Consider the following 14122-nt stretch of genomic DNA (forward strand, 5'->3'; position numbering starts at 1 on the left):
CTCCGGCGTGGGACACAACAGCCGGCTTTCCGGTGCGGATAGAAGTGCTTCGTTGACCACATATAAAGATATCTTTATATCATGTTCACATGAGCCGATCTCTCGACATCTTTCGCGCACTTGGCGATCCGACGCGGCTGCGTATCTTCGCGCTGCTGCGCCAGATGGAGCTGTCGGTGGGTGAACTTGCGCAGACGCTGGGGCAGAGCCAGCCGCGCGTGTCGCGCCATGTCAAGATTCTGGCGGACGCCGGGCTCACCGCGCGTCGTCGCGAGGGTAGCTGGGTGTTCCTGACGCTGGGCGAGCAAGCGGCGGTGGCGCCGCTGCTTCCCGCGCTGGACGCCTGGACAAAGGGCGGCGCCGATCCCTGGCAGGCGGCGGATGCCGCGCGTCTCGCCGCGGTGCGCGCCGACCGTGCGGTCGCGGCCGAACGTTATTTCGATGCGCATGCCGAGCAATGGGATGCGATCCGCGGCCTCTATGTCGCCGAGAGCGAGGTCGAGGCAGCGATGCGCCAGCTGCTGAGCGGTGAGCCGATCGGCCGGCTGGTCGATATCGGGACGGGGACGGGGCGGATGCTTGCACTCTTCGGCCACGACTCGACAAGCGCGCTTGGCGTCGATCGCAGCCCCCAGATGCTGCGGCTTGCGCGCGCCAAACTTGCCGAGGCGGGTCTCGGTTCCGCGGAGCTGCGTCAGGGCGACATGTACGCGCTGCCGCTCGCCGACGGTTCGGCCGATACCGTGGTGCTCCACCAGCTGCTCCATTTCGCGCAGATACCCGAAGCGGCAATTGCCGAAGCCGCGCGCCTGCTGGCACCCGGTGGACGCCTGCTGATCGCCGATTTCGCGCCGCACGAGCGCGAGGAACTGCGCAGCGAGGACGCGCATGCGCGCCTGGGTTTTGGCGACGATCAGATCCGGCACTGGTTCGCCGACGCCGGGCTCTCGCTCGGCGCGATCGAGGAATTGAAGGGGGGCGAGCTGACCGTGAAGCTCTGGCTCGGCCGCCGCGAGGAACAGGATATGACACAAAGGAAAGCGGCATGACCTTCACCCTCAGTCAGCTGGAGGAAGCGCGCCGCGCGCTCGACGCCCCGCTGTTCGCCGATCTGGCGGGCGACGCGCAGGTTTCGTTCGAGTTCTTCCCGCCGAAGACCGAGAAGATGGAACAGACCTTGTGGGATGCGATCCAGGCGCTGGTGCCGCTCGGGCCGCGCTTCGTCTCGGTGACCTATGGCGCGGGCGGCTCGACGCGGGAACGCACGCACGCGACTGTCGCGCGCATCCAGCAGGAAACCCCGATCCCCGCCGCCGCGCATCTGACCTGTGTCGAGGCGAGCAAGGCCGATATCCGTGAGATCGCGGAGGCCTATTGGGAGGCGGGCGTGCGCCATATCGTTGCGCTGCGCGGCGACCCGCCCGTTATGGGCACCAGGTTCGCACCGCATCCGGAAGGGTTTTCGGGGGCCGCCGATCTGGTCGCAGGCCTTAGGGAAATCGCGCCCTTCGAGATTTCGGTCGCGGCCTATCCTGAAACGCATCCCGAGGCGCAGAGCGGGCAGGCCGATCTCGACAATCTGAAACGCAAGCTCGATGCTGGCGCCAATCGCGCGATCAGCCAGTTCTTCTTCTCGCCCGACTGCTTCTTCCGCTTCCGCGACCGTGCAGCCGCGGCGGGGATCGATGCCGAGATTGTGCCCGGCATCCTGCCGGTCTCCAATGTCGCGCAGACGCGCAAGTTCGCCGCGATGTGCGGTGCGGCGATCCCGCCCTGGATGGACCGGCTGTTCGAGGGGCTCGACGACATGCCCGCCGCGCGCCAGCTGGTCGCCGCGACGATCTCGGCCGAGCTCTGCCGCAAGCTTTATGCGGGCGGCGTTCGCCATTTCCACTTCTACACGCTGAACCGCGCCGAGCTGAGCTACGCGATCTGCCATCTGCTCGGGCTTCGGCCCAAGTCCAATGTTGAGGAGAAGGCCGCATGAGCGCGCGCCAGAAACTGATCGAGGCCGCTTCGAGCCGCATCCTGCTCACCGATGGCGCCTTCGGCACCGAGATCCAGAACTACAGGCTCGACGAGGCAGCCTATCGTGGCGATCTCGATCTCGCGCGCGACCAGAAGGGCAATAATGACATTCTCGCGCTGACGCGGCCCGAGATCGTCGAGGCGATCACGCGTGCCTATCTGGAAGCGGGGTCGGACATCGTCTCGACCAACACCTTTTCGGCCAATGTCATCAGTCAGGCGGACTATGCCGCCGAGCATCTGGTGCGCGAGATCAACATCGCCTCCGCCCGGATCGCGCGGCGCGAGGCCGATGCGATGCAGAACCGCGACGGCCGCCCGCGCTTCGTCGCGGGGGCGATCGGGCCCACCAACAAGACGCTGTCGCTTTCGCCAGACGTCAACGATCCCGGCTTTCGCGAGATCGACTTCGACTATCTGAAATCGGTCTATCGCGAGCAGATCGACGCGCTGATCGAGGGCGGGGTGGACTTCATCCTGATCGAGACGATCTTCGACACGCTCAATGCCAAGGCCGGGATCATGGCGGCGATCGAGGCGGGCGAGGCGCTGGGTCGCGACGTACCGCTAATGATCTCGATGACGCTCACCGACCTGTCGGGACGCAATCTCTCGGGGCATACGGTCGAGGCCTTCTGGCACGCCGTACGGCACGCACGGCCCGTGACGATCGGGCTCAACTGCTCCTTCGGCGCCGAACAGCTCCGTCCGCATGTCCAGGTTCTCTCAGGCATCGCCGACACGCTGATCATGGTCTATCCCAATGCGGGCCTGCCCAACGAGCTCGGCCAGTATGACGAGCTGCCCGAGCAGACCGCGAAGCTCGTCGGCGAATGGGCGGGCAAGGGCCAGGTCAACATCCTCGGCGGCTGCTGCGGATCGACCCCCGCGCATATCGCGGCGATGGCACGGACCGTGACCGGGCTCGAACCCCGCCGGCTTCCCAGCCCGCCCGTGGTGACGCGTCTCGCCGGCCTCGAGCCGATGATCATGGCGGCGTGATCGTTTTACCCTCTCCCGCTTGCGGGAGAGGGCAGGGTGAGGGCGCGCGTGCCGAAGGCTCGCGCGTACCGCGCTCGCTCCCTCACCCCAACCCTCTCCCGCTTACGGGAGAGGGAGCAGAATGAACACGGATACAAATGACCCAATCGACCGCCTCTTTCGTCAATATCGGTGAACGCACCAACGTCACGGGTTCCGCGGCGTTCAAGAAGCTCATCATGGCGGGCGACTACGCCAGGGCGGTCGAGGTCGCGCGCCAGCAGGTCGAGAATGGTGCGCAGGTCGTCGACGTCAACATGGACGAGGGGCTGCTCGACGCCGAGCATGCGATGACGACCTTCCTCAAGCTCATCGCCGCCGAGCCCGACATCGCGCGCGTGCCGATCATGATCGACAGCTCCAAATGGAGCGTGATCGAGGCGGGCCTGAAATGCGTCTCAGGCAAGCCGATCGTCAACTCGATCAGTATGAAGGAGGGCGAGGAGGAGTTCCTCAAGCACGCGCGCAAGGTGATGGCCTATGGCGCCGCGGTTGTGGTCATGGCGTTCGACGAGACGGGACAGGCCGACACCCAGCAGCGCAAGATCGAGATCTGCGAGCGCGCCTACAAACTGCTGATGGGCATCGGCTTCCCGCCCGAGGACATCATCTTCGATCCCAATATCTTCGCGGTGGCGACGGGGATCGAGGAGCACAACAATTACGGCGTCGACTTCATCGAGGCGACGCGCGAGATCCGGAAGCGCTGCCCGCACGTCCATATCTCGGGCGGGCTTTCAAACCTGAGCTTCAGCTTCCGCGGCAACGAGCCCGTGCGCCGCGCGATGCACTCGGTCTTCCTCTATCACGCCATTCCCGCGGGCATGGACATGGGCATCGTCAATGCCGGCCAGCTCGACGTCTATGACACGATCGATCCCGAGCTGCGCCAGGCGTGCGAGGATGTGATCCTCAACCGCGATCCGGAAGCGACCGACCGGCTGATCGCGCTCGCCGAGAAGTTCAAGGGCACCGACGCCGTCGCCGAAAAGGCCGCCGAGGAATGGCGCGGCTGGGAGGTCGCCAAGCGGCTCGAACATGCGCTGGTCAAGGGCATAGACGCGCATGTCGTCGATGACACCGAGGAGGCGCGCCAGCTCTTCGCAAGGCCGATCGAGGTGATCGAGGGCCCGCTGATGGACGGCATGAACGTCGTCGGAGACCTGTTCGGCTCGGGCAAGATGTTCCTGCCGCAGGTCGTGAAATCGGCGCGCGTCATGAAGAAGGCGGTCGCGCACCTGCTCCCCTTTATCGAGGCGCAGAAGGAAGCGGGCGCCAAGGCCAAGGGCTGCGTCGTGATGGCGACCGTCAAGGGAGACGTCCACGATATCGGCAAGAACATCGTCGGCGTCGTGCTCCAGTGCAACGGCTTCGAGGTCATCGATCTCGGCGTGATGGTGGCGTGGACCGATATCCTGAAGGCCGCCAACGAGAATGATGCGGACATGATCGGGCTGTCGGGCCTCATCACGCCCTCGCTCGACGAGATGGTGACCGTGGCTGAGGAAATGCAGCGCGCCGAGATGGCGATCCCGCTGCTGATCGGCGGCGCGACCACGTCCAGAGTCCATACTGCGCTCCGCATCGATCCCGCCTATAAAGGGCCCGTCGTCCATGTGCTCGACGCGAGCCGCGCGGTCGGCGTTGCCTCGACGCTGGTCAGCGATACCCAGCGCGATCCCTTCGTCGCGAAGACTGCCGCCGACTATCAGGCGGTGCGTGAAGCACGCGAGGGTAAGGGGCAGAACGCACTGGTGCCGATCGAGGCCGCGCGCGCCAACGCCTTCCCGACCGATTATGCGCAAAAGCCCGGTGCGCCGAACCAGCCGGGCGTGCACCGCTTCGACGACTGGTCGCTCGCGGACCTGCGCGACTATATCGACTGGACGCCTTTTTTCCGCTCGTGGGAGCTTGCGGGCAACTATCCCGCGATCCTCGACGACGCGATCGTCGGCGAGAGCGCGCGCAGCCTGTTCGCCGACGCGCAGGTGATGCTCGACCAGATCATCGCCGAGAAATGGCTGACCGCGAAGGGCGTCGCCGCGCTCTGGCCGTGCCGGCGTGAGGGTGACGACGTGCTGATCGGCGCCAATGGCAGCGAGGTGCGAATGCCCTTCCTCCGCCAGCAGATCCAGAAGCGCGAGGGGCGCGCCAACATGTGCCTTGCCGACTTCATCGACCCTTCGGGCGACTGGATCGGCGGCTTCGCGGTCACCGCGGGCCACGGGATCGAGCCGCATCTCGCGCGCTTCAAGGCCGACAATGACGATTATTCCGATATCCTCCTGAAAGCGCTGGCCGACCGTCTTGCCGAGGCCTTTGCCGAGCGGATGCATCATCATGTCCGCACCACGCTCTGGGGCTATGCCGAGGGCGAGCAGCTGACCAACGAGGCGCTGATCAAGGAACAGTATCGCGGCATCCGCCCCGCGCCGGGCTATCCCGCGTGCCCCGATCACAGCCAGAAGCCGATCCTGTTCGACATGCTGCGCGATGAGAACGGCGAGACGCCTGCGGGCATCACGCTGACCGACAGCTTCGCCATGCTGCCGACGGCCGCGGTCTCGGGTTTCTATTTCGGCCATCCCGACAGCGAATATTTCGGCGTGGCGCGGATCGACCGCGACCAGCTCGAGGAATATGCGGTACGGCGCGGCGTCGATCTGGCGACCGCGGAACGCTGGCTCAGGCCCAATCTGGACTGACCGCAAAAAATGGTTAGCGCGTCGAATTAACCGACATTCGTCATCGACTCGCGCGCGCTTGCGAGTCACCCGGGGCGCATGATGCGTAAAGCGATGCTCATGATTGCGATCCCGCTGCTGGCGAGTCCGACGCTCGCGCAGGAGAATGGTGCGCCCTTCACGATCGTCGAGACGGGACAGCAATTCGAAAAGCTGTTCGAGGCGGTCGACGCGATCGGCGATGCGCAGGCGACGATCCGCATCGCGCCCGGCACCTATCGCCAATGCGCCGTGCAGGAGAGGGGCGAGATCACCTATCGCGCCGCGATCCCGGGCCAGGTGGTCTTCGAGCGGACCACCTGCGAGGGCAAGGCTGCGCTCGTGCTCCGCGGTCGAGCGGCGACCGTGGACGGCATCGTTTTTCGCAACCTTCGCGTCGCCGACGACAATGGCGCGGGCATCAGGCTGGAAAAGGGCGATCTCGACGTCTTCAAGGCGATGTTCCTCGATTCGCAGCAGGGGATACTGACCGCCAACGACCCCGCTGGTTCGATCCGGATAGAGGATTCGACCTTCTCGGGACTTGGCTATTGCCCCGACGGCGGTTCATGCGCGCACAGCATCTATATCGGCCATTACGGGGCACTGAACGTGGCCAATTCGCGCTTCGAACGCGGCACCGGGGGGCACTATGTCAAGAGCCGCGCGGCGCGCGTCGAGATCACCGGATCGAGCTTTGACGACACGCAGGGGCGCGCGACCAACTATATGATCGACCTGCCTTCGGGCGCGGTCGGCGCCATCCGCGGCAACACCTTTGTCCAGGGACGCGACAAGGAGAATTACAGCGCGCTCGTCGCTGTCGCGGCCGAGGAGCGCGAAAATCCCACTGAAGGTCTTGTCGTGGCCGACAATCGCGCCTCGATCGCGCCCGGGATCAATCGGGCCAGCGTTTTCGTCGTCGACTGGAGCGGCGAGCGCGTGGTCCTTGCCAACAACCAGCTCGGGCGCGGACTGACGGCGTTCAGGCGTCAGTGACGATCAGGGGCAGGTCGAGCCCGCCCCTGCATCGAGATCGAGGCAGCGCCCGTCAATCTCTTCGGCGGGCACCTTGAGCCCCGCCAGTCCCGCCAGTGTCGGCAGGATATCGACCGTCTCGACACTCAGCGGCTGCTCGAAGCCCGTGGCGCCGGGGCGATAGAAGATGATCGGCACGCGGCGGTCATAGATCCAGGGCGATCCGTGCGTCGCGACATAGCCTTTGGTCGGGTCGGCGATCGGGGTGACATGGGGCTTCAGCAGCACGATCAGATCGCCCGACCGCTCGGGATCGAACGACGCGCGCGCGCGCTGGGCGAGGTCCCATTCATCGACGGGGGGCCGGGGCGAAGGCATGCGGCGCAGCTCCTCGGCGGTGAGGACGGCCGCGACCTGGAAGTGCGCGAGCAGCTTTGCGCGCGCGGCCGCGATCAGGCGCGGACGGAGATCGGCGGGAACCTCGCGCGCGAGATACCAGTCGCCAAAGGGGCCGTCGGCGTAGAACAGCGGGCCGGTCAGCTTCAGGCCATATTCGGCGGCGAGCGCCTTGCCGAAGTTTTCGGGCATCAGCCCGGGGTCGACACGCTCGGCGTCGGGGAAGGCGTGCAGGCGATTGCGCTCGGGCAGGTCGTGCCCGCCATGATCGGCGGTCAGCACGACGGCATATGGAACGCCGCTCGCGTCGAGCGCCGAGAGGATGCGGCCGACATTCGCATCGAGCCCCATCATCTGGTTGCACATCTCCGCGCCGCCGGTGCCGAAGGCGTGGCCGACATAGTCGGTCGCCGAGAGGCCGATGGTGAGCACATCGGTCGAGCTGCCCTGACCGAGCTTCATTTCCTTCATCAGCCCGATCGCGAGGTCAGCGGTTGCGGTGTCGAACGCGGTTGCGGCGCGAAAGCCGCGAAAATCCTCGGCCTTGCGCCCGGCGAGCTCACCCACCTGCTTGCCCGCGCCGATCGGCACCGCCAACGCGCGGGACGCGCATTGCGCGGGGAGTGCGACCTTGTACTGGCGCGCGACCTCGTCGGCGACGCGTGCGTTGATCCGGGCGACCGTGGCGGGGGCAGCGCCGGTGCGCTCGGGCAGCGTCACATAGCTCTTGCCGCCCCAGAACCACATCTGGTCGGTTTCGTGCCCGCCCATCATCACCGCGGCGCGGTCCTTGCCTGCAACCGCGACGACGCGTGTCTTGGGGTCGGCGGCCTTCAGCCGGTCGCCCAGCGTCGGCACCTTCAGGAATTTGGTCGAGACGACATATTTGTCCGAGCTGCTGCCCGGCGCGGTCACATCCTCGGAGCAATAGACCTTCTTGTCCTCGCGGCCGAGGCTCAGGTCGAACCAGTTATTGGCGATGATCCCGGTGCGCGCCGGGTGCGACCCGGTCAGGATCGTCGAATGGCCCGGGCAGGTCTCGGTCGCGGCATGGCTCTGATAGCCCGATGGGAAGACCACGCCGTCCTGCAGCCGTTTCATGCCGTCCTTGAACAGCGGACGATATTCGGCGAAGACGTCGGCCGAGAACTGGTCGACCGAGATCGCGACGATCAGCCGGGGCTTTTCGGCGGGCTGCGCTGCGGCGATGGCGGGGAGCGAAAGCGTGGTGAGCAGAGCTGTAACGCGCGCAAATGTTTTCACGAATAACTCCTTGTCGCCATATCCGGCGGATCGGCTAGTATAGGGTGAACCCCGAGGGATAAAGACCGCATGATGAAATTGCGTTTCGTGATGATGACGTTGCTTGGCCTGTTGCTGGGCACGGCCGCGCTGGCGCAGGGGCAGGCGCCCAACATCACGCCCACGCTGATCGCCGAAAGCGCGATGCCCGCGCCGGGCGGAAATGTGACGCTCGCGCTCGCGATGAAGCCCGCCAAGGGCTGGCATGGCTATTGGAAGAACCCCGGCGACGCGGGAATCACGCCCGAATTCAACTGGACGCTGCCCGCGGGCGTGACCGCAGGCGACGCGCAATATCCCGTGCCCCACCGGCTGCTGCTCGCGGGGCTGATGAACTATGTCTATGAGGGCGACTACGCGCATCTGATCACGCTGACGTTACCTGCGGGGCTGGCGCCGGGGACGAAGCTGCCGATCCGGCTCGCCGCCGACTGGCTGGCCTGTACCGATCAGGTCTGCGTCCCCGAAAGTGGCACGATGGACATCGATCTTGTCGTCGGCGACGGCGCGATTGACCCCGCGAAGAAGGCGCAGTTCGACCGCTGGCGCGCGGTGTTGCCGCGGCCGCTCGGCAGCGAGGGACGCTTCCAGCTCGCCAATGGCAGCTTCCGGCTTGGCGTTCCGCTGCCCGCCTCGGTTGAACTGGGTGACGTCTATTTCTTCCCCCTGACCGATGGGGCGATCGACTATGCTGCGCCCCAGACCGTCCGCCGCGACGGCGACATGCTGACGATCGAGGTCAAGGCGGGCGGGCAGGCCGGCGAGCTCAAGGCGATCGAGGGCGTACTCGCGCTCGACAAGGAAACCGGGCTCGAGCTGAAGGCGGTGCCGGGCGACGTCTCGACCGCGGGCGCGATTGTCGGGGCCGGGGACAAGGGTGCCCCCGAGGCCACGGGCGGGCTCGCCGGGACGCTCCTTGTCTCGTTCGGCGCAGCACTGCTCGGGGGCCTGCTGCTCAACATCATGCCCTGCGTCTTTCCGATCCTCAGTCTCAAGGCGCTCAGCCTTGCCCGCGCGGGCGGTCATGAAGCGGCCGCACGGCGCGAGGCGCTAGCCTATACCGCGGGGATCGTGCTCGTCTGCGTCGGGCTTGGCGCCGTGCTGCTCGGGCTGCGCGCGGGCGGAAGCGCGGCGGGCTGGGCCTTCCAGTTACAGGATCCGCGGGTGATCCTTTTCCTGCTGCTGCTCGTAAGCGCGGCCGCACTCAATCTCGCCGGGCTGTTCGATTTCGTGCCGATGGGCTTTGGCAGTGGGCTTGCCGGTAGTGGAGGCACCGCGGGCGCCTTCTGGACGGGCGCGCTCGCCGCTTTTGTCGCCACGCCGTGCACCGGACCCTTCATGGGGGTGGCGCTCGGCGCGGCGCTGGTGCTTCCGCCGCTTGCCGCGTTGACGATCTTCGCGGGGCTCGGGCTAGGGCTTGCGCTTCCCTTCCTCGCGCTCGGCTTCATCCCCGCGCTGCGCAAGCGCCTGCCAAAGCCCGGTGCATGGATGGAGCGTTTCCAGCGCTTCCTTGCCATCCCGATGTTCATCACCGCGCTCGGCCTCGCTTGGATCCTCGGGCGCCAGGCCGGGGTCGACGGCATGGCGATGGGGCTCGCCGCCGCGCTTGCGATCGGGCTCGCTCTCTGGTGGATCGGGCGTCGTCAGGCGCATGGCGGCGGCCGTAGCTGGATCGCGCTCGCCCCGGCCGCGGCGGTTGCGGTCGCGATGATCCTTACGATCTCGCCTGCGCCGCGGGAGTCGGCGGAAGCGCGCACCGCGGGCGTGCTCGCTGCCGAGCCCTTCAGCGAGGCGCGCCTCGCAGCGCTTCAGAAGGAAGGGCGGCCCGTCTTCGTCTATTTCACCGCCGACTGGTGCCTCAGCTGCAAGGTCAACGAAAAGGCGGCGATCGAGCGGCAGGAAGTCGCGGACGCCTTTGCCTCGAAGCGCGTCGCGGTGCTGGTCGGCGACTGGACCGACGGCGATCCGGTGATCGGTCGCTTCATCGAAAGCCATGGCCGGTCGGGCGTGCCGCTCTACCTCTTCTACAAGCCGGGCGCTGCGCCCCAAATCCTGCCGCAGGTGCTGACGCCGGAACGGCTCAAGGCGCTGGCGGTTTGAACCTTCTGAGGAGACGGATCATGAAATACTGGATCGGTGGAATGCTGGGTGCTGCCGCGATCGCGGTCGCGGCGCCCGTGATCGGCGCGCAGGTGACGGGCCAGAAGGCGGGCAACTTCCGCGTCAACGACGCGAGCGGAAAGGTGGTCGAGCTCAGCCAGTTCAAGGGCAAGACCGTGGTGCTCGAATGGAACAACCCCGGCTGCCCCTTCGTCCAGAAGCACTATAACAGCGGCAACATGCAGAAACTCCAGGGAGCCGCACGCAAGGACGGGGTTGTCTGGCTCACGATCAATTCGGGCGCGCCGGGCAAGCAGGGCTATATGACGGGGCCCGAGGCGCTGGCATTCATGAAGGAGCAGAAGAGCAACGCCAGCTATTATCTGCTCGATCCCAAGGGTGTCGTCGGCAAGGGCTATGGCGCCAAGACCACGCCGCAGATGTTCATCATCGATAAGGACGGCACGCTCGTCTATCAGGGCGGCATCGACGACAAGGCGACCGCCAAGGCTTCCGACATCGCCGGCGCGAAGAACTACGTCACCGCGGCACTCGCCGAGATGAAGGCGGGCAAGCCCGTCTCCGCCAAGGAATCGCGCCCCTATGGCTGCTCGGTCAAATATTCCGATGTGAGCTGAGGCGTACGGTTCACGCCCGCTCGCGCGCGACGCGGATTGTCTGCTGATCCCGCGCGGGCGACCAGTTGATCTGCGGCGCCGGACCATTGATCGCAAACAGCGGGGCACCGGCTGCATCGATATCCGCGTTGACGATATCGAGCGTGAGTGGGGTTGTCGTCTCGATCAGGAATACGGGCGCCGTGTTGTCCGCGCCGGCCCGCACGACCGGGCGGTCGAGCAGGAACCGGCCCGTCTCGCCATGGAAGGAGAAGTGTGCAGGCCCTCCGGTGCCGCCCTGCCACTTGGGCTCCTCGCTTCTGCAGCCGTGGAGTTCGCCGGTGCTCCACAGCCGGTAGTTTCGCTTGTTGCCGCGCGCGACACAAGCATCGAGATACATGTCGGCTGACTTCAGGTCGAAGCCTCCATCGGTGGAGTCGGTGGCGGTACAGGCAATGTAGCGGATCGCACGGTTGCCGCGTTCGTCGGAGAAACCGTCACCATTCCAGTATTTTCCAGAAGAGGTGCCGGTTTCGCGAAAGCCATGTGCTCCGCATCGCTGATAGGTGATGTCGTGGGCCGTGTCGTCGAGCTGGAAGCCGACGCAATAGGCGTCAGCCTGCGCACTGCCATAAGCGGTGACGTCCTCGATTATCCCCTGATGCGATCCGTAACGAATACGGGTCATCCCGTGATCGAGTTCGCGCGCGACGATGCGACGCAGCGCGAAATTGCTGAGCACCGCTGGACTGGTAGATGCAGATGAGGTGTCCTCGAGGAAGCGATAAAGATTGTTCGCCTCACAATCCTCCATGATCAGGTTGTCGGTGGCGACATTCACCCTAACCGCGCCGTTGCCCAGATTGAGGAACTGGCAGTTTCGGATCACCGTGCCCGATTTCGCGCGCAGTCCCTCGCCACCCTCTCCGCCGCTGCCCGTTAGGCTCCGCGTGCCCGAAAAGGTGCGGCCGATGAGCGTAGTCTGCGCCCGCAGCGGGCCGGGTAGCATCGGCGCCGCCAACACAGCGGCGGCAAAGTTGCGTCTCGAGATCCCGTCTCTCATAGCAAGCACTCCGGATCGCCTCACGGGCATGCGATCGGGGCATAACCCTCGGGCAGAGGGAAAGTGCCGTAACGGCACGCTTTTTTTTCCATCTTCGCTGGCGTGAGCATCTTTGCCCCTCCCTTTCAAGGAAGGGGGGTGGGTGTCGCCGTCAGGCGATCAAAACACCGATATTGAAGGGCTCGATCCTCATCTGGACTGCTCTCCATCGCGGGCCGCGCGGCTGCGCGTCCAGACGGGACGGCCGCCGACCCAGGTTTCCTGCACCTTCGTGGCGCGGATCTCGGTGGGGGTAGCCATCAGCGGGTCGGTATCGATCAGGATGAAGTCGGCGCGCATGCCGGGCATCAGGCTGCCCAGCCGATCCTCCGCGAAGGCAGCATAAGCGCCGCCCGTGGTGAAGCCTGCAAGCGCCTGCTCGCGCGTCACACGCTCCTGCGGCTGCCATCCGCCAAAGGGCTGGCCCCTGGCGTCCTCGCGCGTGAAGGCCGCAGCGATGCCCGCAAAGGGGTCGGGGCTCTCGACCGGCGTGTCCGATCCGAAGGCCAGCTTGCTCCCAGCCTTGATCATCGATTCCCACGCATAGGCGCCCGCCAGCCGGTCGGGACCCAGCCGCGCCTCGGCCATCAGACGGTCCGAGGTCTGGTGGACGGGCTGCATCGAGGCGATGATGCCATGCTTGCCGAAACGCGCGATATCGACGGGGTCGACGATCTGCGCATGCTCGACGCGCCAGCGGCGATCGCCGGTGTAGGATTCGGACAGTTCCTCGATGGCGCCCAGCAGCTGTTCGTTCGCCTTGTCGCCGATCGCGTGGACCGCCACCTGGAAATTGTCCATCGCCGCCCTGCTCATCAGGTTGCGCAGCTGCGCGTCGGTCAGGAAACCGAGCCCGCTTTCATTGGGCGCATCGTGATAGGGCCGCTTGAGCCATGCCCCCCGCGAACCGAGCGCGCCGTCCGAATAGAGCTTCACGCCGACCATGCGCAGCTTGTCGCTGTAGAGCCAGGCGCTGGGGCCGGGGCCGCCGATCTGGATCATCGCGGGGACGCCGCCCGCGTAGGAAAGAATACGGATACTGAGCCCGCCATTGTCGCCCGCGCGGCGGTAGGTCATCCAGTCGTCAAGGCTGGTGCCCATATCGGCGATCGCGGTGATGCCATAGGAAAGCAGCGCCTGTTGCGCCTTGACGAAGGCAAGGTCGCGCTCGCGCGCCAGCGGTGCGGGCACGAACTTGTCGATCAGCGCGGTCGCCGCATCGACGAAGACCCCGCTCGGGGCTGTCCCGGTCTTCTCGATGCGCCCACCTGCCGGCGACACCGTTTTGGCGGTCACGCCTGCCGCCGCCATCGCCGCGCTGTTGGCCCAGCCCGCATGGCCGTCGACGCGCTGGAGCCACACCGGGCGATCGGACACCACGCTGTCGAGATCGGCGGCGGTCGGGAAGCGACCCAGTCCCCATGCCTCCTGGTTCCACCCGCTGCCGAGCACCCATTTGCGGTCGGGGTAGCGCTGGACATAGGCCGCGATCATCGCCTTGGCCTCATCGAGCGACTTGGCCGCGGACAGATCGAGCGTCAGCGCCTGGAATCCAACCGCCATCACATGGCCGTGCGCGTCGATGATCCCGGGCATCAATGTCATGCCCTTGCCGTCGGTCTTGAAATCGGGGCGCTCGGGGCGCTTGTCCTTGCGCTCGAGCAACTTCGAGACCTTGCCGTCCTTGTCGATCAGCAGGCCGTTGAAACGGACGACCTTGCCCTGCTTGTCGAGCGTCAGGCCGTTGACATTGTCGACCAGCCCATCGGCGAGCGCGGGGCTGGGGAGGAGGGCGAAGAGGGCTGCCAATATAAAGCCCCTCCCCTTCAGGGGAG

At 66.0% G+C, this 14122-nt stretch carries 10 protein-coding genes; 7 read left to right on the top strand and 3 right to left on the bottom strand.

Features of this window, described 5'->3' with window-relative positions; all coding sequences use genetic code 11:
- Positions 1-89: 89 nt before the first annotated feature.
- The 5 genes from AC3WJD_RS12780 (at position 90) to AC3WJD_RS12800 (ending at position 6791) form a co-directional block, all read left to right on the top strand.
- Positions 90-1049 carry an ArsR/SmtB family transcription factor gene (locus AC3WJD_RS12780; RefSeq protein ID WP_492747039.1) on the top strand — a complete coding sequence of 320 codons (960 nt, stop codon included), beginning with the start codon at positions 90-92 and terminating at the stop codon, positions 1047-1049.
- Entirely contained in the window at positions 1046-1987 is a 942-nt protein-coding gene (metF, locus tag AC3WJD_RS12785) for a methylenetetrahydrofolate reductase (RefSeq protein WP_492747041.1), read from the top strand. Before AC3WJD_RS12780 ends, metF begins: the two co-directional genes overlap by 4 nt.
- The gene (locus AC3WJD_RS12790; protein WP_492747043.1) at positions 1984-3030 is read left to right on the top strand and encodes a homocysteine S-methyltransferase family protein; all 1047 of its coding nucleotides are present in this window, start codon (positions 1984-1986) and stop codon (positions 3028-3030) included. The genes metF and AC3WJD_RS12790 overlap by 4 nt, the downstream gene beginning before the upstream one ends.
- A 137-nt stretch (positions 3031-3167) precedes the next feature.
- The gene (gene metH / locus AC3WJD_RS12795; protein ID WP_492747044.1) at positions 3168-5774 is read left to right on the top strand and encodes a methionine synthase; all 2607 of its coding nucleotides are present in this window, start codon (positions 3168-3170) and stop codon (positions 5772-5774) included.
- A 93-nt stretch (positions 5775-5867) separates the two neighbouring features.
- The gene (locus AC3WJD_RS12800; protein WP_492747045.1) at positions 5868-6791 is read left to right on the top strand and encodes a right-handed parallel beta-helix repeat-containing protein; all 924 of its coding nucleotides are present in this window, start codon (positions 5868-5870) and stop codon (positions 6789-6791) included.
- Positions 6792-6794: 3 nt separating this feature from the next.
- On the opposite strand, the gene AC3WJD_RS12805 is transcribed toward AC3WJD_RS12800, so the two are convergent.
- Complete coding sequence (locus tag AC3WJD_RS12805; RefSeq protein ID WP_492747046.1) at positions 6795-8429, bottom strand: alkaline phosphatase family protein; 1635 nt, start codon at positions 8427-8429, stop codon at positions 6795-6797.
- 69 nt (positions 8430-8498) lie between these two features.
- On the opposite strand from AC3WJD_RS12805, the gene AC3WJD_RS12810 reads away from it, so the two are divergent.
- Entirely contained in the window at positions 8499-10568 is a 2070-nt protein-coding gene (locus AC3WJD_RS12810) for a protein-disulfide reductase DsbD family protein (protein WP_492747047.1), read from the top strand.
- Between the two features lie 20 nt (positions 10569-10588).
- Positions 10589-11206: a thioredoxin family protein gene (locus AC3WJD_RS12815; protein WP_492747048.1), complete on the top strand. Its 618-nt coding sequence runs from the start codon at positions 10589-10591 to the stop codon at positions 11204-11206.
- A gap of 10 nt (positions 11207-11216) precedes the next feature.
- Here the strand turns inward: AC3WJD_RS12815 and AC3WJD_RS12820 are convergent, their stop codons facing one another.
- Positions 11217-12026 (bottom strand): hypothetical protein, encoded by an 810-nt coding sequence (locus AC3WJD_RS12820; protein WP_492747049.1) that lies wholly within the window; start codon positions 12024-12026, stop codon positions 11217-11219.
- Between the two features lie 411 nt (positions 12027-12437).
- The gene (locus AC3WJD_RS12825) at positions 12438-14117 is read right to left on the bottom strand and encodes an amidohydrolase (RefSeq protein ID WP_492747053.1); all 1680 of its coding nucleotides are present in this window, start codon (positions 14115-14117) and stop codon (positions 12438-12440) included.
- Between the last annotated feature and the right edge of the window lie 5 nt (positions 14118-14122).

This window comes from Sphingobium sp. FW306-1B-F04DB, assembly GCF_058781925.1.